This is a genomic window from Paenarthrobacter sp. NPDC089307 (assembly GCF_040685055.1).
Taxonomy (GTDB): Bacteria; Actinomycetota; Actinomycetes; order Actinomycetales; family Micrococcaceae; genus Arthrobacter.
The window spans coordinates 206,804-228,850 of the sequence record NZ_JBFBHE010000003.1 but is presented as its reverse complement, the minus strand read 5'-3'; the positions used below and the strand labels follow the sequence as shown (position 1 = coordinate 228,850).

The following is a 22,047-nucleotide window of genomic DNA, read 5'->3' as shown; positions in this document are numbered from 1 at the left end:
ATGTGCTTCCTATCGTCGATGCGGAAAGTACTCGGTGTGGCTGCTTGGATCCTGATGAGGACTTCAAGTGTCCCTCCATGGTAAGCATCCTTACTATAGCGTTGCCACCTCATGGCCACCTCGTAGCCCTGTGCTCACTGAACCGCGCCACTCCCACACCTATGATGAAGTGGACTGGCGCCTCTACCGGGGGCGCGGAAATGAGGATCTTCGATGTTGGCCGTTCCGGCGCCTCCGGTGCGCCACCAGCAACTGCTCGTCACCATCTTCGGCCTGTACGGCCGGAATGCGGGCGACGCTTTGCCGGTCTCGGCGCTGATCTCCATGCTGGGTTCCCTGGGGTACGACGCTCCGGGTGTTCGGTCTTCCGTGTCCAGGCTAAAGGCCAAGGGTGTGCTCAAGAGCGTGCGTGAAGGCGGCATCGCCAAGTACAAGATTTCAGAATCCGTCAGCGACGTGTTCCGTGAAGGCGACCGGAGGATCTTCGCGCCCGAGCAACCCGCGCCAGTGGACAAATGGGTGCTGGCGGTATTCTCCGTGCCCGAGTCCATGCGCAACCGGCGGCACCAATTGCGCTCCGCACTGCTGGGGCTGGGTTTCGGTTCCGTGGCCAATGGTGTGTGGATCGCGCCCGCGAACAAGCTGGAGCAAGCCAAGGAGCGCCTCACGAGCAGTGGCTTGATTGAGTTCGTGGACCTTTTCCGAAGCGACTACGTGTTCGACGGGCCCATGCGTCCCAAAATTTCAGAATGGTGGGACCTGAAAGAACTCGACCAGCAATTCACTGAGTTCCTGGAGCTGTACGAGGACGCGGAGCAGCAATGGACGCAGCGTGTGGGCAATGATCCCGAGGCTGCCTTGGCTGCCTCCACGGAAGAACTGCGGCGTGAGGCGTTTCGTTACTACATTCCCATGCTCACCATGTGGCGGAAGTTCCCGTATAAAGACCCAAACCTGCCCGCAGACTACCTTCCGCCGGAATGGCACGGGCCGGCAGTCCGGCGGACCTTCCAGGCAGTCCACCGCCTGGCAGCTCCGCTCGCCGCGGCCCACGCGCACGAGGTGATCTCGGAGGCTTTGGACCCCGTGGTCGCCTGACCCGGTGCCTCGCGTAGCTGGCGGGTGCTTAGTTGTTGGTTCTGCTTAGTCCGCGGTTCTCGGCGCGTCAATGATGCCAAACGTCTCACCCTGCGGAGCACGCACCACGGCTGTGTGTCCCAAGGGACTCTCCGAGACAGGCCGGATCAGCGTGGCACCCAGTTCCACGGCCCTCAGGGCCGTGCTGTGGACGTGATCGCTGGCGAACCACGTCACCCAGTGGCCGGAATCGTTGACGGCATCCGGGGTGTGGAGGACTCCGCCGACTTCCCGCCCGTCCGGTGGCCTGCGGATGGTTGCGTAGGCGTCGCCGTCCTGGCCGATCTCCTGGAAGCTGACGCCGAAGACATCCGTGTAGAAAGACTTGGCCGCCACATGGTCGTGGGCATGGAGCTCGTTCCAGCACAGGGCGCCGTGTTCGTTGACGCGTTCGGCGCCGATATGATTCCCGGCCTGCCAGACCCCGAAGACCGAGCCCACGCTGTCCGCGGCCAAAGCCATCCGGCCGGAGTCCATCACATCGAAGGGCGGTGCCAGCAGCTTCCCTCCGGCTGCCACGATCTTCCCGGCCGTTTCCTGCACATCATCGGAGGCAATATAGGTAGTCCACGAGGCGGGCGTGCCGGGGGCCTGGTTGGGTCCGAGTCCCGCCACCGCGCGCCCCCGGAGTTCCGCCAGGAGATAACCGCCTGACTCCGGGCCTCCGCTGGCGAACGTCCAGCCAAACAACTCCGAGTAGAAGGTGGTGGCGGCCTCGAGGTCGTCCACCCCCAAGTCCACCCACATGGGCGTTGCTGCGGGCCAAGCGGAGATTTTGGTGGACATGGGACTCCTCGGGTAAGCGCTTCAGGGCACGATTGCCTCCCCGGATGCCCGATGCGTCGAGTATCCGGGGAGGCCATCACCCATAAAGTGCACTCCGGGTCCGGTTCGTGACACAGTTCGTCCCGCAAATCTTCCAGGAACAGCCACTGCTGCCCTGGAAGGCGTTCCACCGTCGTCCGTAAGCCGCCTGCCCGCCGTCGAGCGCTGTTTAGATGGTGCGGCTCGCCTTGGCGAGGTTCTGCCGCAACTCCTCCGCGTTCTGGCGAACGACGTACGCAGGACGGTCGCGCTCGACGCGCCAGCTGTCCTCCAGGGGGCCGATGTTTACGGTGTCAAAGCCAAATTCGTCATAGAGCCGGGTGACGAGGTCTGCTGCGTCCGGGAAATCGCTGGCGGTTGCCAGTGCGCGGCGATTGGGCGTCCCTGCTGGGGTGCCATCCGTGGTGATGTCCTTGGCCATGATGTGGTTGAAGCCCTTGGCTACCTTTGAGGTTGGGAGGTGCTTCTGCAGCAGGCCCGAGGTCGTGGCTTCGCCGTTGTCCAACTCCGGGATGCGGCCGTCGCGCTCCCAGTAGTAGTTGTTGGTGTCGATGACCACTTTGCCTTCGAGTTGCTGGGCGGGAATGTCGCGATAGTTCTTGAGCGGAACGGTCACGACGGCGAAATCGCCTGCCGCTGCTGCTTCGGCTGCCGTGGCGGCGCGGGCGCGGGGCCCCAGTTCCGCTACCAAGTCACCGAGCGTTTCGGGACCCCGTGAGTTGCTGATCACGACGTCGTAGCCAAGTTCCACCGCCTTGCGTGCGACCTGGCTGCCAATGTGTCCTGCACCGATAATTCCGATTGTTGTCATATCCACGCCAACAAGAAGTTGCAGGCGCCTATTTCCCGCGTTACGGATTATTTCGGAGGGCCTATACTAAGTAATCTTACTAAGCTGTTTTTTCATCGATGACGAGGAGGTGGCGAATGGCCGGACATTTGGAACTGGTTGAAACGCCTGATGGCGGATATCGGATTTTGATGGTGGATGGCGGGGACTGCCTGATGGGCCTTTCCAAGCGGTTTTCATCCGTGGATGATGCCGTGCAAGGCGTGGCGGCACTTCGGGAAGTGGCAGGTACGGGCCTTCTCCAGACCGGCTCCGCGGAACGGTACGCGGTACTGATGTTGGAAGAACCCGTGATCGATTCAGCGCTTGCGTCCCAGGGTTCGCAGTCGCGCAAGGAGGCGCGTACAGAGTCGCGCAAGGAGGTGGCCACCTGTGGCAACTGATGCGACGCCAAAGAAGCGCGGTGTCCTGTTCGACGTGGACGGCACCCTGATCGATTCGAGCTACTTCCACGCGATGGCCTGGTGGCAGGCGTTCCGTCGCGAAGGACTGGATGTCGAGATGTCCGCCATCCATCGATGCGTGGGCATGGGCGGCGACCGCTTGATTCAGAGCCTCGTCCCGGACTCCTCCGAGGACCTGCAGGAAGCCCTGAAGTCCTCGCACAGTGCCGTTTTCTCAACATTTTGGCCCTCTTTGCGGACCTTCGAATCCGCCCGCGACCTCCTGGCGGCATGCTCGGAGGCGGGCCTTGCTGTCGGCTTGGCGTCGTCGGCGCAGGACCGTGACCTTGAGGTCAGCCGCAGGCTCCTCGACGCCGGATCCTCCATCGATGCCTGGACAAGCTCCAACGATGCCAAGGAAAGCAAGCCGGCTCCCGACATCCTGGAGGCCTGCCTGGAGAAGCTCCACCTGGGCTCCGGGGACGTTGTCTTCGTGGGCGACGCGGTGTGGGATGTAAAGGCGGGCTCGGCCATTGGTGTTCCGGTGATCGCCCTGACCTGCGGCGGAATCAGCGAAGCCGAATTGCGCGACGCCGGTGCCGCGGAAGTCTATGACAATCCGCGGCACCTGCTGGAAAACCTTGAGGGCAGCCTCATCGGAAAGCTGCTTTAGCGTTCGTCGCTGATTCCCTTGTCCCGGCCGCGACGGTTGCGCAGGGTCCAGATGATCAAGGCGATGATGATGAGTGCCGCAACGCCCGCCAGCACCCAGGGCACGGCATTGGTGCGGGACTGCTCCTGGGGATCGGATTCGCCGGTTCCCGGGTTGGCAGGGCCGCTGCCCGCGGGGTTGGACGTGCTCTCCCCTCCCGAGGACGGTCCGGGGTTGGTGGGCTTCTGCGTTGACGGTCCGGAGGGGTTGCTGGGTTCCGGCGTCGGAGTAGCGGTGGTGGCAGCTACGCTGCCTTGGGCGTGGACTGCGGTTGCCGGGGGCGCGGCATTGGCTGCGACGGCGGTGGACGCCATGGACCCGGTGAAAAGGGCCAAAGCGGCTGCTGTCATGGCTAATTTACGAAGCATCGGTATCTCCTGAGTAGGGGGCGTGTTCGTGAATCCTCGTACTCGTAAGCATACTGACTAAATCGTCGCCGTGGATGTTCCCGGGCGGCTGCGCCCGCAGGAAGGGGGCGCAGCCGGGCCGGACTATCGGTTCAGCTTGTCCGCATCCGGTTCCTGGTCGCCGATGTGGCCCGGAGCGTTCGCGGCGAGCACGCGCTGGACGAACGCGCTGTATTCCTCCATGTAGTGGCGCAGCAGCGCAGCGGTGCCTTCGTCCTTGACTGAACCGTCGTCGTCGTAAGCGTCTGCCACAAAGCGGATATAGGCCTCCGGCGCGTTCAACTGCGGCGCATCCAGGAAGCTCAGGACGCTGCGCATGGAGGACTGCATCACGGCGGTGCCGATGCCGCCAGGCGAGGCTCCGATGATTCCCGTTGGCTTGCGGGCGAAGGAGTTGGTGCCCCAAGGGCGTGAACCCCAGTCGATGGCATTCTTCAGGGCGCCAGGAATGGAGCGGTTGTACTCGGGGGAGATGAAGAGGATCCCGTCCGCCGCTGCGATGGCGTCCTTCAGTTCGCGGCCCGCCGGTGGGAAGTCGGCATCGTAGTCGGAGCTGTAGAGGGGAAGATCCTTGATGGCGATTTCATGGAACTCGAGTTCCGGGGGTGCCACGCTGATCAGCGCTTTGGAGAGGACCCGGTTGATCGAATTACTTGCCAGGCTTCCAACGAAATAACCGATTTTGAAAGTGTCCATAGCGGCGTTCCTTTCCGACGGCACGGCCGGAACCGGCTCGTCGACGGTGTGGTGGCGGGTTGACCCGCCTCAATCGACCCTAGTGGACTTGTGCACATAGCGCAGCCCCCTACTCCCGCCCGGCCCCTTGCGGTCATAGACTCATGCCAACCGGGTTCAGGACAGTTCCAGGAGAGGGGTGGCGGGTGAAAGCAGGCATTGCACGCGAGGCACTCGACGGCGAGCGACGGGTGGCCGCCACGCCGGAAACAGTCAAGCAGTTGCTGGGTTTGGGACTGGCGGTGGAGGTGGAATCCGGCGCCGGGCTGGCCTCCGGCCACAGCGACGACGCTTACCGGGAAGCAGGCGCGTCCGTAGTGGGGTCCTTGGACCTCGGATCGTTGGATGTCTACTGCCACGTGCGCCCCATGGACCCGACGACGGCGGGAGCCCTGCGGCGGGGTGCCGTCACCGTAGGCTTGGGGTCGCCGTCGTCGGAGTTGCCCACCGTCCGGGCGCTCGCCGCGGGTGGAATCACCGCCTTTGCCCTGGAGTTGGTTCCGCGCATCTCACGCGCCCAATCCATGGACGCCCTGACCTCGCAAGCGCTGGTGGCGGGATACCGGTGTGTGCTGGAAGCCGCCATGCGGCTGCCGCGGTTCTTCCCGCTCTACATGACAGCGGCGGGAACCATTCCGCCTGCCCGGGTATTGGTGTTGGGGGCTGGTGTCGCTGGCCTGCAGGCGATCGGTACGGCCAAGAGGCTCGGGGCGCGGGTGTCCGCCAACGACATCCGCCCCGCGTCGGCGGACGAAGTCGCGTCCATGGGCGGCACGTTCATCAAGCTGGACCTCGAGACAGCCGAGGCTTCCGGCGGTTACGCCCGGGAGCTCAGCGCTGACAGGGGAGCGCTGCAAAGGGCACTTCTTGCGCCCCACGTGGCGCAGGCGGATGTGCTGATTACTACCGCAGCGGTTCCGGGCAGGAGGGCGCCCTTGTTGGTGAGCCGCGAGATGGTGCAGGGCATGAGGCCCGGATCCGTGGTGGTAGATCTTGCCGCTGAATCGGGTGGCAACGTGGAGGGAAGCATCCCCGGGCAGGACATCCCCATCCCTACGGGCGATGGCCAAGGCACAGTGATTCTCGTGGGAATGAAGGACGTCGCCTCTGCCATGCCCGCCGACGCCTCCCGCCTGTACGCCAAGAACGTGGCCAACCTGCTGGCGCTGATGACGCGGGATGGTGTGGTTTACCCCGACTTTGCGGACGAAGTGGTGGCGGGGACCTGCCTGACCCACGACGGCGCGGTCCGCCACGGGCCCACGGCGGAGGCTTTGGCTGCGCTCGCCGGCGAGGCCGCACCGGCTGGAAGCAGCCACCCCGGAACGGAAGGAGTCCGCTGATGGACGGCATGAGCCTGCTGACAATCACCGTGCTGGCTGTGTTTGTGGGCTTTGAAGTTGTTTCCAAGGTCTCCAGCACCCTGCACACGCCCCTGATGTCCGGGGCGAATGCGATCCACGGCATCATCCTGGTGGGAGCGATTATCGTGGCCGGCCAAGCCTCCGATCCGTGGGTCTTAGTGGTCGCTTTGCTGGCGGTCGTGCTGGCTACGGCCAACCTCGTGGGCGGGTTCGTGGTGACCGACCGCATGCTGGAGATGTTCCGGGGAAGGCAGCGGCCGCCGTCGAAAGCTGAACCCGCAGCGGGGACAGTTGAGGAGCGGCTCCGGTGACGCTGCTCAATCCGACCTGGACGGCACTCCTGTACCTGGCCGCTGCGGCGTGTTTCATCCTTGCCCTCAAGGGCCTGAACTCGCCGCGCACGGCCCGGCGCGGCAACCTTATCGGGGCTGTTGGGGCTCTGTTGGCCGTGGTGACTGTGTTTGTTTCGGTGAAGCTGGATAACGTTCCCTGGATTCTTGGGGCTGTTGCCGTCGGCGCGGGAGTGGCTGCGCCGGTTGCCCGCAGGGTTCAGATGACGCAAATGCCGCAGCTGGTGGCCCTGTTCAATGGCGTTGGCGGTGGTGCTGCGGCCCTGGTTGCCTTGTTGGAGCTACCGCACACAGGCGATTCCTGGGTTCGCTTGGCGATTGTGTTTACCTTGCTGGTGGGCGCGGTCTCGTTTGCCGGATCCGGCGTCACCTTTGCCAAACTTCAAGGGCTCATGACCACCCGGCCCGTGACGTTTCCCGGCCTGCCCATACTGATGGCACTGGTACTGCTCGCCGCCATCAGCGCGGGAGTTGTGGTGATCCTGAACGGTTCCACGGTGCTGGCGTTGATCCTTGTGGTCCTGGGCCTTGCTGCGGGCGTCCTGCTGGTCCTCCCGGTCGGTGGGGCCGATGTTCCGATCGTTATTTCGCTGTTGAACGCCTTTACCGGCTTGGCCGTGGCTGCGTCGGGACTGGTGCTGGGGAACGTGCTGTTGCTGGTGGCTGGAACCTTGGTCGGAGCATCCGGAACCATCCTCACGCGGGCAATGGCGGCCGCGATGGGCCGCAGTGTTGCCGGCATCATGTTCGGGGCCTTCAAGGGCGGGTCCACTGCCGGCTCCACTGCTGTGAGCGAGCGGCCCGTACGTTCGTCCAGTGCCGAGGATGTGGCGGTCCTGCTCGGCTATGCGCAACGGGTGATCATCGTCCCGGGATACGGACTTGCTGTGGCGCAGGGGCAGCACACAGCGGCCGAGTTGGCCCTGGCCTTGGAGTCACGGGGAATCGAAGTGGACTTTGCCATCCACCCGGTTGCGGGTCGCATGCCAGGACACATGAACGTCCTGCTCGCCGAGGCCAATGTGCCCTACGAGTCCCTCAAGGAAATGAGCGACGTCAATTCCGAATTCAAAACCGCGGATGTTGCGCTGGTGGTGGGCGCTAACGACGTCGTGAACCCCGCAGCCAAGACCACCTCCGGTTCACCTATCTACGGGATGCCCATCCTGGAAGTGGCCGATGCCCGCCAAGTGGTGTTCCTCAAACGCTCCATGCGTCCGGGATTCGCCGGGATCGAGAACGAACTCCTTTATGAACCCCAAACCACGTTGTTGTTCGGCGATGCCAAGGACTCCCTGACCAAGGTGCTGGGCGCGGTGAAGGCGCTGTAGCCCAATAAAAGGCCCTGTAGCCCATTAAGTTGTGAGCGCGAATTAAATCGATCAAGGAATCGCGTCATGGACTGAGCAGTCACGGCACACCTCCTGTACAGGGTTTTTGTAGAGGACGCTAGGAGTCATTGGTGCAAGAGGGTGCGAAAGATTCGCTGTTCGGTGTCCGCTTTGATCAAACAGGGGGCAAGCGGGTGTCCGATTGGAGGATCCTCGCCGGCCAGACTGTTCAAGTCCTGCACGGCAAGGAGGTCGTGGACGAGGGCATCGTAGATGCGGTGACATTTGACGGCAGCGTCCTATGGCTCCGCCAGAAGGGAGCCATAGGACGCCGCATGGTGATCAAGGAACGAGGCACAGGCGTCAGGGTACGGCGCCTCACCTAGTACGGACCTCCGCTTTCCGGGTGGCCTCCGGGCTTTCCCGACGGCCGGCCACGGCCTAAGGTGTACGGAAAGAAGTACCCTGTCCTTTTCGATCGCACTCCGAAACGAGGTTGGGCCATGGCCGTGAAACTCAACAAGAAGGCATTCGAGAACGCCAAGCACCTGATCCGCGACGGCAAGACTGTCAAGGACACCCGGGATGACTGGAGCGAGCACGCTCCTTCCACCGATGACGAGAACGCGTTCCTGGACAAGCACGGACACGCCGAGTACTCAAAGTGGTTCCTCGGCGTGGACGACGAACACCCCGATGATCAAAAGGGCCACTACAAGTTCCCTGTCGGCGATTTCAAGAAGCTCCACCGGTGCGCGGTGATTTCTGCGGAAAGCCGTGCCGGGCAATACGACTACGACGACATCCGTGATGCCTTGGGGAAACTGCTGGAGAAGATGGACGAGGACTGAACAGCGCTGTTCTATGAATTCTTCGTTGCGGCAAACAGCTGGCGCAGCGTGAAGAAGCACCCAAGGGCGCCGAACAGCAGTGCGAGGAGGAAGTCCTTCATGTATCCGCCGACGAAGTCCGGGTTGTAGGCGAAGTTGTCAGCCAGGAGGGACCACGGCTCGGAATCGAGCACCATGGCCAAGGGCTCGCGGCCCAGGAACTGGACGGCGTCGAGCCAGACGCCCCCGAGGAACGACAACAGGGCCGTAACTACAGTCACGCCGACGACGATCCACACCCCTTTCCGGCTGAGGGCTCCTGCGCCCGCAACGTAAAACCTGGCGGCCATCACTGCGGACGCAAAAGTGACCAGCGAGGACATCCAGCCGAATCCCCAGATGACCATCCACAAGATGACACCGATGGGCAGGGCGGCCAAGGCAAAAACGGTGCCGCGTCCCACATCTTCGCGTGGAATTACTGGGGTTGCCGGCACGTTGTTTCCGGGATTGGCTTGCGCTTCCGGGTGCCAAGCCGGTACGTCCGGGCCGGTCCCGTCGGGAAGCGGAACGCCGAATTTCGGTTCTGGAATGCTGTTGTTGGGACCGGCAGTTTCGGGCGTGCCGGAGTGAGTGTTTTCAGACAAGGGTCCCCCATGGGAAAGATGCGAGTGGTGGACAAATATTCGCACGCGGGAAGCCCTGTTGTGTCGTGCGACACGGCCAAGGCCGGCTCCATCTAGCCGAGCAGCCTGCCCCACCTGGGATCCAGCAGGGGCGCTCCCGCCAGCTTCAGGGCGTGCCACAAAGTCACAGCAACGGAGTCCAGCACCGGAACCCCGGTAGCGGCTTCCACCTCTGCCGTGATGTTCGCGCCATAAAGGTTGGTGCACAGGTACACCAAAGCGTCCGGGTGGGATGCGGCCAACTCCAGCGAACCCGGGAGCATTTCCTCATCGGTAACGCGCGCAAAGGACTCGTTGTCGCTGAGGTCCAGGTGCCTGTGGTCAACCGTTTTGATTCCCTCCCGGGCATAGGAAGCGATGACTGCCTCGTTCACGTCGGACGTGTACGGCGTGAACAGCCCGATGCGCTCGGTTCCGAAGGCGGCAAACGCTTCGAGATAGGCCAACGTGGAGGTCGTTGCCGGTATGCCGGTGGCTTCGGTGATTTCGCGGACGATGGCGTGGTCGTGGGCTGCCCCGAGCCAGGATCCGGAGGTCCCGTTCCACGCAATAACGTCCACGTTCGCGGTGGCCAGCAGTTCAGCGGCAGCTCGCATCACCGACGCATCAAACTGCTGGTCAGAGGAGTCATCCAGGGCAATCCGGGTGACAGGGATGCGGGCTGAGTGGATGCTGACATCCTGGCGGTCGCCAAGAATCCGGTAGCTCTGCGGCTCGAGGCATGTGTTGGACGACGGCACGATCATGCCGATTCGCGTCGGTCGGTTCAGTGAAGGCATGGGTGGCTCCTAGGCGGGCTGGGACAGGGGGAAGGAATCGGAGAGGGCATCACGGTGCTCGGTGAACCCGTTCCGCGGCACAAAGCGGCCAACGGGCCCGGGATCGTGGAAGCCGTCGCCGTCCAGGACAACACGACCGGCGGAAACCACGACGGCGGGCCAACCGTTCAGCGTCTTCCCTTCGAAAGGCGAGAAGTCAGTCCCCATGTGCAGCGCCCCGCCGTCGACGGTTCGCTGTGCGGCCGGATCGAAAATCACGAGGTCGGCGTCGAAACCTTCAACGATGGCACCCTTCCGCGGCACGGCGTTGATCCTTGCGGGGCCGGCGGAGAACACCTCGACGAACTCCTCCACGGAACCGCCGGCGTCGGAGACGAGCGCCGTGAACGTGACGGGCATGCGCGTCTCGACGCCGGGAAGGCCATGCGGCATGAAGCGGACGTCGTCGGTGCGCTCGCGTTTCTGGGAGAGGTCGTAGCAGGAGTGGTCCGAGGAAACTGTGTGGATGGCGCCCGCGGCCAGCCGGTCTTTGAGGGCCGCGACGGTTTCGGGGCACCGCATGGGTGGGCAGCAGGCGTACCACTCCGGGAACGTGGAACCGTAGACAGTCTCGTCCAGGGTCAGGTAGTGCGGGCACGTTTCGGAGTAGGCTTCCTGTCCCCGTTCACGCGCCTCCGTCACCAGGTCCACGGCGCCCGGCGTCGACTGGTGCACGAAGTAGACGGGCGCGCCGGTGTAATCGGCCAGGGCGAGGGTCTCCTTGACCGATATTTCTTCGGCGAGTTCGGGCCGCGTGCGGTGCAGGTGCTCGATCCCGATCCTGCCGTCCGAGGCGTGCTGCTCGGTACAGTCGGTAATGATCGCGTCGTGTTCGGCGTGAATGTAAGTGAGTCCATCCAAGCGCACCATTTCCCGCATGACCTTCACGATGGTGTCGCCATCGGCCATGGTGGACCCGCGGTTGGTGGTGTACATCTTCACCGAGCGGACGCCCTCGGCGGCCAGCTGCTCCAGTTGCCACGGCACGGTCTCATCCCAGGTGACCACTGACCCGTGCAGGGCCACGTCGCAGCGGGACTCGACGGCGAGCCTCTTCTTGTTCAGGACGGCATCGAGGGGCGTTTCCTGGGCGTCCCGGGGGATGCCGAAGTCGATGATCGTGGTGGTGCCACCCCAGAGCGCAGCTTTGGAGGTTACTGCATAGTCATCCAGTGTGCGGAAGCGCCCGGTTACCTGGGCGACGTGGCAGTGGCCGTCGATGCCGCCTGGAATGACCAGCAGGCCGCGGGCGTCCACCGTCCGGGTTGCGGAAGGTACGGATTCCGCGGCGTCGATCAGCTGGGTGACCCGGCCGCCGTCGACCACAACATGGGCCTCCTGTCGGCCGAAGCTGTTGACCACGGTGCCATGGGCGATGACGAGGTCTGGAAGTTGGGACATCGTTGTCCTCCTGTTTCTGAAGGGTTCTAAGCTGTTGCGGAAAGCTGGGCGGACTGCGCTGCTGCCAGGGCGGCGTCGAGGTTTTCCGAGAGGCCGCGCCGCGCCTTCACCGGTGGGGCAGCGAGCGAGCCGCCACGGTGTACGCCGGACTTCAGCGAAACCACGGCCTCGGTCATGCGGATGCCGGCGGAGATGCCATCCACCACCGGGACCGGGATCTGGCCCTCCAGTTCCCGGGCGAGTCCGGCCAGCGGGGCACCTGCCAGGATTACGACGTCGGCGCCGTCCTCGGTGACGGCCTGTCGGCTGAGTGCCAGGAGGGTTTCCTTGAAGTCGGCCTGCACGGAACCGATGGAATTGAGGCTCTGGTTGATGGAGCGGATGGACGCGAGGCGCCCACCGAAGCCGAACCGCTCCACGCAATCGAGGTACCAGGCCTGGATGCGGTCGGAAATGGCGATGATGGAGAAGCGCTGGCCTTGTAGTGCGGCGGCGCAGAGGGCTGCTTCGGTGATGCCAATGACCGGCACGTCGACCAGCTCTTTCAGGGCCGGCATTCCGGGATCCCCGAAGGCTGCCACCACAATGCCGTCCACCGCGGCGGCGGTAGTTGAACCTGCGGTAGTTGAACCGGCGGTACCTGAACCTCCGCCGCGAGTACCGCCGTCGTGCGCGTATTCGGCGATCAACTCGGCAACAGCGCCGGCGGCGATGAGCGACTCGAAGCGGGTTTCAATGTATTCGACGCCGTGGCCGGCGGTCCGCACGATGAGCTCGGTGTCCGGCGCCGCCGACCGCTGGGCCTCGGCTTGGATCAGGGCAGTGACCTCGTCACTGATGTTGGGGTTGATGACCAGGAGTTTCATGGTTTCTTCCGATGCAGCTTGGGCTCGGCGACGCTGGGCTCCTGCGGGAACTGCTCGCGGTACTTGCCGATGTGCGACGCCGATTGCTCGGCAGCGCGGTCCGGGTCGCCGCTGGCGATGGCGGCGTAGAGGTCGCGGTGTTCCTGGATGAGTTCAGGGAGGTCGCTGACATGGCGGAAAAGCCAATGCATGCGGCCCTGCAGGGGTTCCAGCGCGGAGCGTAGAAAGTCGTTGTTGGCGATGCGCGTGATGGCATCGTGGAATTCGCTGTTGGCGCGGTGGGCTTCCAGGATGGAGCCCTTGGCCAGGCAACGGTCGGCCTCGTCCAGGAGGCCTTGGAGTTGGTGGAGGTCTTCCGCGGTGGCCCGTTTGGAGGCCAGTCGGCAGGCGAGGACTTCCAAGGATTGGCGAACGTCGAAAAGATCCTCCACGTCCTTGGGGCTCAGGCCGCTCACCTCGGAGCCACGCCCGGCACGGTCCCGGATCAGGCCTTCCTGGCGCAGCATGCGGAGGGCTTCGCGGATGGGCAGGCGGGAGACATTGAATTCGGCGGCGAGGTCGCGCTCCACCAACCGGGCGCCGGGCGCGTAGTGCCCCTCAAAAATCCGCGAGCGGAGCGTGTCACGCACTGACTCCCGGAGGGGGCGGTCGGTGTTGTTCGTGTCTTCTGCGGCTAGCATTTCCAGCTCCATTTCGTGATGTGTGAGGCAGTGCGCTCGGCGACCCGGCGGGCATCCGGCCATCCGGCGGTTCAGGACCGTCCGGCCGGACCGGTCGATGCGAGTTAGACCGGGAGTCGCTTGTTGTAGTCGAGGGCCAGGACGGAGACGCCCATCACCACGGCCGAGCCAACAAAGTACAGCAGTGCCCAGGTGTAGGAGCCGGTGGCTCCGACAATCAGGCCTACCACAATCGGGGTTACGAATCCCGCAATATTGCCGCTGAAGTTCATGGCACCGCCCAGGACGCCGGCGTTGGTGCGGCCTCCGAGGATGGAGGGGATGGACCAGAACAGGCCAACCCAGCGGAGGAAGAACAGGACTACCGAAAGAAGCACGACGGCAGTGATCGGGTCGGCGACTACGGTGACACCCACCAGGCCTCCCACCACGACGACGCTGGAGAAGCCCAGCAGGGTACGCATCACGCGGTTCGTCGAAGCGCCGGATACCCGCCACTTGTCGGCGATGATGCCACCCAGGATTTCGCCGACGAAGCCTGCGCCGAAGATGACGAACGTGGACCAGCCGATGGTCTTCAGGTCGAAGCCCTTGGCCTGCGCCAGGTAGAGCGGGCCCCAGGTCAGCAGGCCGTAGAAGACACCGTTGAAGCCGAGCCATCCGAAGCACATGGCCCAGAAAGAGCGGAATTTCAGGTAGGGCAGGAGCGCACGCTTCCCCTGCGCGCCTTCCTTGGCGGCCTCGGCGTCGTCTTCGGCGTGGGAAGCCTCGATGTAGGCTGCTTCGGCCTCGTTGACGCCCTTGTGCTGCCGGGGGTTGTCGCGGATGTACCACCAGACTGCGAGGCCCATGAGGATCGTGAGGGCGCCGGCGATGATGAAGGACATCCGCCAGCTGCCCGTGGACGCGATCAGCCAGGTGATGAGGATGCCGCCCAGGCCCGCGCCGAGCGGAGCACCGGCGTCGAGGATGGTGGCACCACGGCCACGTTCCTTCTTGTGCATCCAGATCGCATTGAGCTTGCCACCGGCGGGCATGACGCCGGCTTCGGTGACGCCGATGCCCAGGCGTGCGATGAACATGCTGACGAATCCTCCTGCGAAACCGGATGCGGCAGTTGCCGCGCCCCAGCCGATACAGGAGGCAGTGACCATCTTGCGGGGACCGAACTTGTCGATCAGCCAGCCGACGGGAATCTGCATGAGGGCATAGGTCCAGAAGAATGCCGACAGCAGGAGCCCAACAAGCTCCGGCGGCAGGTTGAATTCCTTCTGGATGATGGGCAGGGCAACGGAGATTGAGCCGCGGTCGATGTAGTTGACCGAGACGAGGACCAGAAGCAGGATGAACAACTTCCAGCGGACGTTCGTGCGTCGCTGCACGCCGTCCTTGCCGGAGGTGGGCTCGGTTTCCTGCGCTGCCTGTTGGGTGTTTTGGAGAGACACAGCTTCTCCTTCATAGGAGTCAACGGGGTGGGATGTCTTTTTGGGGGGATGAGCCGGGCGGGATACCGCTGCAGCCGGACTCCTTGCCGGCGGCAACTGTTGCGGCCCCTGCCTGGTGGTGGGGAGAAGCCGCAGCCGGTGATGGATTCCTTTGGGATCCCGTTTTGGGATCCCAAAAACAAAGATAGATGTGACCCAAGGCACTGTCAAGGGTTTTGGTATACCCAAAGGAGAAATTGAATGTGACTGTGGTGCCGTTCCGGGGGAGGATGCGCGCCTTGGGATACCGTCAGGGCTTGGGGTTGGTGGGAACAACCCAGCCGTGGGCCAGGATTTCGGCGAGTTCGGCAAGCCTGTGGGCACGAGCCGATTCCGCAGGCGTGAATGGCTCTCCCGGACGGGAAAAGACCAGGGGCCCCTGCCATGCGGTAGGAATCTTGAGGATGTCCGGTGATTGCCCGACGCCGGGAGCCACCTCGGGTGTGGGGCCTTCGGGATCGAGGGGGACTACTTTGGCCGACAGAAGCTCGGCCACGGCCATCGGAAGTTCCTGGGGGTTCCCTGCGATGCGGGCGGCGAGGCTGAGGGCCTTGGTTTGGCCGTCGGCCATGGCCAGAGCGGTGGTGGGCCATACATGGGATCCATGCCCGCCGCCGTCGTCAAGTGCTTTCAGCAGTTGCTGTTCGGTGACGTGGCCCGGAGCGGAGAGGACGAACTCATCGGTCACGGTTTCCAGGGCCCGGCCGCTGTCCGGCCGGGCTCCCGCCATGGGATGGACGTGAAGACTGAGGATATTGGTGCCGAGCCTGGCCAAGGACTCCGTGACCCTTTGCAGCGATCCCGGCTGGTCCTGAAGCACGGTCCGGGCCCGCCACAACGCCGGTGCAAGCTGCAACTGCCTGCGCTGGTGAAGGGCGGGCGCGTGCAGCCACCGCCGCAGGACCTTGGCGGCCGAGGGCTCGGCAACCCATATGACCAGGATCGTCGCCGTGACGGTAAGCAGCAGGACCTTGGCCACGTAGGGAAGATGCGTTTCCACCACTGCCGCATGAACCAGGAGTTCAATGGGAAGCATGACCGCGATGTTGGCCAAGGTCAGCCTGGCTTTGGGCGGTTCGGGCAACTGGCCGCATACGTCGCACAGCAGGTCCGCGGTACCGGGGGTGCTCGCCTTGGGCTTCATGATTTCATGCTGCCCTGCGCCTGTTTCGAACCGGTTGCCCCTGCGTCACGTCGCGGGGTCGGACCGGTTAAAGTGCTGCGTTCTTCCTAGCGGAGGGGGTCGGAATCGAGGTCCCGGCCGGCGTTACGGTGGGCGGCAGCATCCTTCAGGAGGTCGCGGATCTCGGCCAGCAGCGCGGTGTCTGCGGGGAGCGGCTCTTCTTCAGGCTCTTCGGTTGCGAGACGGTTCTTGACCAGCGAATTGATCTTGTTCATGGGCGCAACGAAGATGAAGTACACCACGGCAGCAGTGATCAGGAAGGTCACCAAGGCCGTAAGTACGGCGCCGAAGTTGATAAACGTGGCCGGGTTGTCATGCCAGATCCGGAATCCCAGCCCGTCGGCGTTCATGCCACCGGCCGCAGCGATCACGGGATTGATGATGTTGTTGGTGAAAGCAGCAACGAGTGCGGTGAAGGCACTGCCGATTACGACAGCGATGGCCAGTTCGATCACGTTGCCGCGAAGGATGAAGTCTTTGAATCCCTTAAACATGCAGTGTCCTCTGGTCGGTATGGGGCGTATGGCTCGAGCAGAGTTCAAACTACCACTCCGGGGTTTCCGGCCGGTGTCACAGGGATGTGAGCGAGGGTTTGGGGGAAGGGCGTGGGATGTGAGTGAGGGTTTGTTCTGGTGGACCCTCGCTCACATCCCAGCGCATTTTCAGCGATCCTCGCTCACATCACGCCAGCAGGGACCTGGTGTGGTCGTTGAGGAACATGCCGCGGGGGTCGAACTCGCGGCGGATCTGGATGAACGTGTTCAGCCCGGGGTAGAGGCGCTCAAGCCGGCTCCGGGTCATGAAGTGGATCTTCCCCCAGTGGGCACGCGGCTCGAATTCCTGCAGCACGGCGTCGGCATCCCGGAAGAACTGCCAGTAGTCGGTTCCCGGCTCGGTGGTCAGGGTGATCACAGTGCTATCCCGGCCCTGGAACTGGGACATGTAGGCGTCGTCCGACTTCACCCAGCGGACTTCCACAGGGTATTTCTGCTCGGGATACTTGCTGCGAATCAGGTCCTGGATGGCCTCGACAGCCACAAGGCCGTCCTCGCTGCGGACAAAATACTCGAGCTCGTGGAACTGGGTGGTGAAGCCGCCCGGGTAGATCCGGTACGAGCGATCCAGCCGGGCTCCTTCAGCCGTGGAGATCTCGCGTTCGTCCTGGACATCCACAATGTTGTACCGCTTGGTGTAACTGCGGCCGCCCATGGCGTGGTCCGGTGATCCGGGGAGGTCCAGGAGCTCGCAGGAGTCGTCCTCCGGGCACCAAAGGAAGGAGTAGTGCCTGTTGGAATCAATATCTTCCTGCCACGTCGAAACAGTTTCGGCCCAGGTGGGATAGGTGATCTGCTCCTGCAGGTAGTACTTGTCCTCAACAGCCAGTTCCACTTCCAGGAAGATGCCCAGAGTGCCCAGCGCAACCTGTGCAGCCCGGAGTTCGCGAAGTTGGTCCTCACCGATTTCCACGATCTCGCCATAGCCGTTGATCAGCTTCACCCAGCGCAGTTTGGAGGAGAAGCTCCCCAGGTCCTTCCCCGAGCCATGGGTGCTGGTGGCCAGGGCGCCGGCGATCTGCTGCTTGTCGATGTCGCCCTGGTTGCTCAAGGCCAGGCCCCGCTCCCACAAGGCGTCCCCGAAGGCGTTGATGGTGGTTCCGGCCAGTGCCCGGGCGCGACGCCCAGCCTTATCGGTACCGGTGATGGCCGAAAGGCCGGACATGTCCAACAGTACTCCGCCCGTCTGAACCAGGGGCGAGGACGAATGCCCCGAGCCGACCGCCCGTACAGGCAAGCCTTCCCGGATGGCGAAACGGACGGCGTCGAGCGCTTCCTGTTCGTTCCTGGGCCGAACGGTGAAGGCGGGGGTGGCACTTTGGTTACCACCCCAGTTGGTCCACGTGGCGTCGGTGTCGAAGGGGGCCGTGGGGGTGGCGGCGGCCGGTGCGCCCGGTCCGCGGGAAACATGAGTGGTCATCACAGAAGCTCCGTTGCTTGTTTGAACGCTAGGCGCCGTGGTTGATCATGACGTGCTTGGTGCGCGAGTAGTCATCCAGGGCGTAGAGCGAGAGGTCGCGACCGTAGCCGGACCCTTTGAATCCGCCCCACGGTACCTCGCACGCCAGCACAAGGTGCGCATTGACCCAGACCGTGCCAAAGTCCAACTGCTTGGGGATCCGGAGGGACAAGCTGGAGTCCCGCGTCCACACGGAGGCGGACAACCCGTACGGGCTCTCATTGGCGCGGGTGACTGCTTCTTCGGTGGTGGTGAAGGTTTCCACGGTGACCACGGGCCCGAAGATTTCGTGGGTTGCGATCTGCGCACCCGCGGGAACGTTGGTGATCACGGTGGGCTCGATGAAATACCCGGGACCTTCAAGCGCGGATCCGCCAATTGCGATGTTCAGTCCGGCGGCGCGGGCGTCGGCCAGCGCCTCCTTGACCCGTTCGAAGTGCGGCAGGGAGATCATGGGGCCGATTTCGACGTCGTCCCCTGCGTCCGGCGAGCCAAGAACCAAGGTGCCGGCTTCCCGCACCAGGTGCCGGGTGAACTCTTCGGCCACCGACTCGTGGACAAGGACGCGGCAAGCGGCGCCACAGTCCTGGCCGGCGTTCCAGAACCCGGCGTTCCGGACACCGGCAGCGGCCGCGCGGAGATCGGCGTCGGGGAAGACCACAACAGGGGCCTTGCCACCGAGCTCCAAGTGGACTCGTTTGACGGATTTGGCTGCGGTTGCCGCAACCGCCTGGCCGCTGGCGACGCTGCCGGTCAGGGCTACCAGTGCAATTGAAGGGTGTTCGGACAGCCGCTGGCCGACGGTCCGGCCGCGTCCCGTGACCACGTTGAGGACGCCGTCCGGAATTCGTCCGGCCAGGACTTCGGCCAACTTCAGCGTGGAAAGCGGCGTTTGCTCGGAGGGCTTGATGACGATGCTGTTGCCGGCTGCCAGGATGGGCGCGATCTTCCAGGCGGCCATCAACAGGGGGTAGTTCCACGGAGTAATGACGCCCACCACGCCAACAGGCTCGCGGAGGATCACGGAGGTGTGGTCGGTGGCGTAGTCGCCGCCGGCCATGGAGGTCAGGGTGCGGGAAGCTCCAGCCATGAAACGGAAGGTGTCGATGGTGCTGGACACGTCATCCTCGGCCACTGCCTTCGGCTTGCCGGTGTTGGCGGATTCAATGGCCTCAAAATCTTCCCGGTTCTCCTCGATGATGGTGGCAATGAGGTTCAGGACGTCCGCGCGTTCCTTCGGAGTGGTGTTACCCCAGCTCTTTTGGGCCTCGACGGCGGCGGCAACAGCGACGTCGACGTCATCGGCCGTGCCGGCCTCCACTGAAGCGATGACCACCTCGGTGGCCGGATTCACGACGTCGATCAGCAGGCCTGTGGAGCCCGGGACGAAGGAGCCGTTGATGAAATGGCCCGCCGGAGGCAGAGGCAGAGGCAGAGCACTGGCCGAGGCACTGGCCGGGGCGTTGGAGCGGCGGACGGTGAACAGTTCAGTCTGGGTGGTCATGATGGTTCGCTTTCAGATGAGGTCTGCGCTGAGTGCAGGGGAGGGAAAGGGGGCGGCTTCCGTCTTCGGGCGGAAGACACGTGCCGCCACGTAGTAGAGCGGGGCTACAACAACCAGGCCGACGATCCAGGAAATATCCACGCCCCCAAGTGCGGCGGCCATCGGGCCTGTGTAGATGGCGGTTGCCGAGAACGGAACCTGGATCAGTGCGCCTGCTACGTACGAGCCGATGGCGACCCAATTGAACCGCCCGTAGACGCCGCCGTCGCGCTTGAAGAAGTCTTCAACCCGGTAGTCGCCGTGCCGTAGAAGGTAGTAGTCCACCAGGTTGATGGCTGTCCACGGGACCAGGACGTACATCAGGAAGGACAGGAAGTTGGTGTAGAAGAGGATGAAATTGTCGCGGGCAAAAAGTGCGATGGAGACCGCGAGGACAAAAAGGATGACGGCGGCGATGCTGCGGGTCTTGGCGCGGGGCAACCAGCTTGGCTTGAACGTCTGCCCGATGGTCAGCGTGCAGAGGACGCCGCAGTAGAGGTTCATGGCGTTCGACGCCGCGACGCCCAGGCAGAAGATGCCCACGATGATCAGCGTCCATGGCTGCAACAATGCGCCCAGGCTGCCAACGATCTCGACGTTGTCGGCGCTCATGGTCATGGCGAGCGTGCCCACCAGGGCGCCAAGGATCATGGGGAAGAGGGTTCCCAGGACGCAGCCCGAGTAGGAAGCCCAGAATGCCGGTGCTGAGCCGGTGCCTTGCGGCATGTAGCGGGAGTAATCCGAAACGTAGGGCGCGTAGGCCAGCTGCCACAGGGCGGAGACGGAGATGGTCCCCATGAAGCCGACCCAGTTGAAGTTGCCCTGTTCAAGGAAGCTGGCGGGCAAACCGTGGACCACCAGGATCCAGCCAAAGGCAAGCAGCAGCGCCAGGCCGGCCGCGACACTCAAGACGCGGGCGTAGGCGTGGATCAGCCGGTAACCGAAAATTGTGGCGATAACGCTGACCACGCCAATGATGATGATGCCCGCGTCAACGCTGATCCCCGGGCTCACTGCGGCCATGGCTTCCCCGCCGAACACCAGGTTGGCGGCAAAGAAGCCCACGTACATGACCACCACGATGACCACGATCAGCAATGCTCCGAAGGAACCGAACTGTCCCCGGGTCTGGATCATTTGCGCCACACCCAGTTGGGGGCCTTGGGCCGAGTGCAGCGCCATGAAGATGCCGCCCACCACGTTGCCGATGATGATGCCCACCAGTGCCGGGACAAAACCCAGGCCGAACACCGTGGTGGCCAAGCCGCCGGTCACGATTGTCATGATCATGATGTTGGAGCCGAACCAAATGGTGAACAGGTCGCGGGCCTTGCCGTGGCGTTCATTCAACGGGATGGGCTGGATGGTCTTGTCTTCAAGCCGAGGAACCTCGGTTGATGCTGCCGGCGTGCTCATGATGCACTCCGGGAAGCCGTCTCGAGTTCACGGACTTCAGTGGCCTTGCTGCGGTTGACCATCAGCCCCAGGAGATCGAAGACCAACGTGGCCGCCGCAACGGTGGTGATGTCGGCATGGTCGTAGGCGGGAGCGACTTCCACGACGTCGGCGCCCACGATGTCGATGCCGTCCAGTCCGCGGAGCAGCGCCAGGAGTTCGCGGGAGTGGAGCCCGCCCATCTCCGGGGTGCCGGTGCCGGGCGCGAAGGCCGGGTCCAGGACATCGATGTCGATGGACACATAGACCGGGGTGTCGCCCAGCCTGTCCTTCACGCGCTGGATGGCCGTCGGGACGCCGATGACGTCCAGGTCCGAGCAGCGGATGATCTGGAACCCGAACTCGTGGTCGCGGAGGAAATCGTTGCGGTCATAGACCGGGCCCCGGATTCCCACGTGCATCGACTTGTCCTCCACAAGGAGGCCCTCCTCGAAGGCGCGGCGGAAAATGGTTCCGTGCGTGATGGGCTGGTCGAAGTAGGTATCCCAAGTATCCAAGTGGGCATCGAAGTGGAGCAATGCCACCGGGCCATGGACCTTGTTCAACGCCCGGAGCATGGGCAAGGCAATCGTATGGTCGCCGCCGATGGAAATGAGCCGCTTGTCCTCACTGATGAGGGGCAACGCCTGCTCCTCGATCTCGCGGACCGCCCGGGTGATGTCGTAAGGAGTGCAGGCGATGTCGCCGGCATCCACAACCTGGGCTTCGTACACAGGCTCGACGTCGAGCTCCGGGTGGTAGCCGGGGCGCAGGAGCCGCGAGGCTTCACGAACGGCGGCAGGACCAAAACGGGCCCCGGGACGGAAGGAGGTCCCGCCGTCGAACGGTACGCCGACGATGGCGATGTCGTAGTCCGGAACGCGGTCGATCTGGGGGAGGCGGGCGAAGGTGCCCAGGCCTGCATACCGGGGGACCTTGGTTGCGTCCACAGGGCCGATGGGCTTGTGCGTTGTCATTGAAGAGTCCTTGGGGTGAGGGGTGCTCGCCGTTGAGC

24 protein-coding genes are annotated in these 22,047 nt (G+C 63.8%); 8 read left to right on the top strand and 16 right to left on the bottom strand.

Going from position 1 to position 22,047, the window contains the following annotated elements:
• Positions 1 to 213 precede the first annotated feature (213 nt).
• Positions 214 to 1,098 carry a PaaX family transcriptional regulator C-terminal domain-containing protein gene (locus tag AB0N72_RS08615; RefSeq protein WP_363932130.1) on the top strand — a complete coding sequence of 295 codons (885 nt, stop codon included), beginning with the start codon at positions 214 to 216 and terminating at the stop codon, positions 1,096 to 1,098.
• A gap of 45 nt (positions 1,099 to 1,143) precedes the next feature.
• Here the strand turns inward: AB0N72_RS08615 and AB0N72_RS08610 are convergent, their stop codons facing one another.
• Complete coding sequence (locus AB0N72_RS08610; protein ID WP_363932129.1) at positions 1,144 to 1,923, bottom strand: VOC family protein; 780 nt, start codon at positions 1,921 to 1,923, stop codon at positions 1,144 to 1,146.
• Between the two features lie 208 nt (positions 1,924 to 2,131).
• Complete coding sequence (locus AB0N72_RS08605; RefSeq protein WP_363932128.1) at positions 2,132 to 2,773, bottom strand: NAD(P)-binding domain-containing protein; 642 nt, start codon at positions 2,771 to 2,773, stop codon at positions 2,132 to 2,134.
• A gap of 116 nt (positions 2,774 to 2,889) precedes the next feature.
• On the opposite strand from AB0N72_RS08605, the gene AB0N72_RS08600 reads away from it, so the two are divergent.
• Both AB0N72_RS08600 and AB0N72_RS08595 read left to right on the top strand, forming a co-directional pair.
• Entirely contained in the window at positions 2,890 to 3,195 is a 306-nt protein-coding gene (locus AB0N72_RS08600; protein ID WP_363932127.1) for a hypothetical protein, read from the top strand.
• Positions 3,185 to 3,868, top strand: a complete 684-nt coding sequence (locus AB0N72_RS08595; RefSeq protein WP_363932126.1) for an HAD family hydrolase — start codon at positions 3,185 to 3,187, stop codon at positions 3,866 to 3,868. The genes AB0N72_RS08600 and AB0N72_RS08595 overlap by 11 nt, the downstream gene beginning before the upstream one ends.
• On the opposite strand, the gene AB0N72_RS08590 is transcribed toward AB0N72_RS08595, so the two are convergent.
• Together AB0N72_RS08590 and AB0N72_RS08585 are read right to left on the bottom strand one after the other, a co-directional pair.
• On the bottom strand, positions 3,865 to 4,275 hold the full coding sequence (locus AB0N72_RS08590) for a hypothetical protein (RefSeq protein ID WP_363932125.1): 411 nt from the start codon (positions 4,273 to 4,275) through the stop codon (positions 3,865 to 3,867). The genes AB0N72_RS08595 and AB0N72_RS08590 overlap by 4 nt on opposite strands.
• Before the next feature lie 123 nt (positions 4,276 to 4,398).
• Positions 4,399 to 5,010 carry an NADPH-dependent FMN reductase gene (locus AB0N72_RS08585; protein ID WP_363932124.1) on the bottom strand — a complete coding sequence of 204 codons (612 nt, stop codon included), beginning with the start codon at positions 5,008 to 5,010 and terminating at the stop codon, positions 4,399 to 4,401.
• A 185-nt stretch (positions 5,011 to 5,195) separates the two neighbouring features.
• Here AB0N72_RS08585 and AB0N72_RS08580 point away from each other — a divergent pair, with 185 nt between their 5' ends.
• From AB0N72_RS08580 to AB0N72_RS08560, 5 genes are all read left to right on the top strand, one after another.
• Complete coding sequence (locus tag AB0N72_RS08580) at positions 5,196 to 6,392, top strand: Re/Si-specific NAD(P)(+) transhydrogenase subunit alpha (RefSeq protein ID WP_363932123.1); 1,197 nt, start codon at positions 5,196 to 5,198, stop codon at positions 6,390 to 6,392.
• Positions 6,392 to 6,724 carry an NAD(P) transhydrogenase subunit alpha gene (locus AB0N72_RS08575; RefSeq protein ID WP_363932122.1) on the top strand — a complete coding sequence of 111 codons (333 nt, stop codon included), beginning with the start codon at positions 6,392 to 6,394 and terminating at the stop codon, positions 6,722 to 6,724. Before AB0N72_RS08580 ends, AB0N72_RS08575 begins: the two co-directional genes overlap by 1 nt.
• Complete coding sequence (locus AB0N72_RS08570) at positions 6,721 to 8,094, top strand: NAD(P)(+) transhydrogenase (Re/Si-specific) subunit beta (RefSeq protein ID WP_363932121.1); 1,374 nt, start codon at positions 6,721 to 6,723, stop codon at positions 8,092 to 8,094. Before AB0N72_RS08575 ends, AB0N72_RS08570 begins: the two co-directional genes overlap by 4 nt.
• Positions 8,095 to 8,288: 194 nt before the next feature.
• Positions 8,289 to 8,480: a hypothetical protein gene (locus tag AB0N72_RS08565; RefSeq protein ID WP_363932120.1), complete on the top strand. Its 192-nt coding sequence runs from the start codon at positions 8,289 to 8,291 to the stop codon at positions 8,478 to 8,480.
• 117 nt (positions 8,481 to 8,597) lie between these two features.
• Entirely contained in the window at positions 8,598 to 8,945 is a 348-nt protein-coding gene (locus AB0N72_RS08560) for a hypothetical protein (RefSeq protein WP_363932119.1), read from the top strand.
• An 11-nt stretch (positions 8,946 to 8,956) separates the two neighbouring features.
• Here AB0N72_RS08560 and AB0N72_RS08555 read toward each other — a convergent pair whose 3' ends face one another.
• The 12 genes from AB0N72_RS08555 to speB form a co-directional block, all read right to left on the bottom strand.
• A complete protein-coding gene (locus AB0N72_RS08555) occupies positions 8,957 to 9,571 on the bottom strand; it encodes a hypothetical protein (protein WP_363932117.1) in 615 nt (204 codons plus the stop codon).
• Positions 9,572 to 9,663: 92 nt separating this feature from the next.
• The gene (locus AB0N72_RS08550; protein ID WP_363932116.1) at positions 9,664 to 10,389 is read right to left on the bottom strand and encodes an aspartate/glutamate racemase family protein; all 726 of its coding nucleotides are present in this window, start codon (positions 10,387 to 10,389) and stop codon (positions 9,664 to 9,666) included.
• 9 nt (positions 10,390 to 10,398) lie between these two features.
• Positions 10,399 to 11,829 (bottom strand): amidohydrolase family protein, encoded by a 1,431-nt coding sequence (locus AB0N72_RS08545; protein ID WP_363932115.1) that lies wholly within the window; start codon positions 11,827 to 11,829, stop codon positions 10,399 to 10,401.
• A 26-nt stretch (positions 11,830 to 11,855) separates the two neighbouring features.
• The gene (locus tag AB0N72_RS08540; RefSeq protein ID WP_363932114.1) at positions 11,856 to 12,695 is read right to left on the bottom strand and encodes an aspartate/glutamate racemase family protein; all 840 of its coding nucleotides are present in this window, start codon (positions 12,693 to 12,695) and stop codon (positions 11,856 to 11,858) included.
• Positions 12,692 to 13,375: a GntR family transcriptional regulator gene (locus AB0N72_RS08535; RefSeq protein WP_363932112.1), complete on the bottom strand. Its 684-nt coding sequence runs from the start codon at positions 13,373 to 13,375 to the stop codon at positions 12,692 to 12,694. Before AB0N72_RS08535 ends, AB0N72_RS08540 begins: the two co-directional genes overlap by 4 nt.
• Before the next feature lie 104 nt (positions 13,376 to 13,479).
• On the bottom strand, positions 13,480 to 14,820 hold the full coding sequence (locus AB0N72_RS08530; RefSeq protein ID WP_363932110.1) for an MFS transporter: 1,341 nt from the start codon (positions 14,818 to 14,820) through the stop codon (positions 13,480 to 13,482).
• Positions 14,821 to 15,109: 289 nt separating this feature from the next.
• Positions 15,110 to 16,003 (bottom strand): amino acid-binding protein, encoded by an 894-nt coding sequence (locus tag AB0N72_RS08525; protein WP_363932109.1) that lies wholly within the window; start codon positions 16,001 to 16,003, stop codon positions 15,110 to 15,112.
• An 86-nt stretch (positions 16,004 to 16,089) separates the two neighbouring features.
• Positions 16,090 to 16,536 carry a large conductance mechanosensitive channel protein MscL gene (mscL, locus tag AB0N72_RS08520; protein ID WP_363932107.1) on the bottom strand — a complete coding sequence of 149 codons (447 nt, stop codon included), beginning with the start codon at positions 16,534 to 16,536 and terminating at the stop codon, positions 16,090 to 16,092.
• Positions 16,537 to 16,723: 187 nt separating this feature from the next.
• On the bottom strand, positions 16,724 to 18,016 hold the full coding sequence (locus tag AB0N72_RS08515) for a D-arabinono-1,4-lactone oxidase (RefSeq protein WP_363932106.1): 1,293 nt from the start codon (positions 18,014 to 18,016) through the stop codon (positions 16,724 to 16,726).
• 28 nt (positions 18,017 to 18,044) lie between these two features.
• Positions 18,045 to 19,559 carry an aminobutyraldehyde dehydrogenase gene (locus AB0N72_RS08510; protein WP_363932105.1) on the bottom strand — a complete coding sequence of 505 codons (1,515 nt, stop codon included), beginning with the start codon at positions 19,557 to 19,559 and terminating at the stop codon, positions 18,045 to 18,047.
• Positions 19,560 to 19,571: 12 nt separating this feature from the next.
• Positions 19,572 to 21,014 carry a cytosine permease gene (locus tag AB0N72_RS08505; RefSeq protein WP_363932104.1) on the bottom strand — a complete coding sequence of 481 codons (1,443 nt, stop codon included), beginning with the start codon at positions 21,012 to 21,014 and terminating at the stop codon, positions 19,572 to 19,574.
• Positions 21,011 to 22,009: an agmatinase gene (speB, locus tag AB0N72_RS08500; RefSeq protein ID WP_363932103.1), complete on the bottom strand. Its 999-nt coding sequence runs from the start codon at positions 22,007 to 22,009 to the stop codon at positions 21,011 to 21,013. Before speB ends, AB0N72_RS08505 begins: the two co-directional genes overlap by 4 nt.
• Positions 22,010 to 22,047 lie beyond the last annotated feature (38 nt).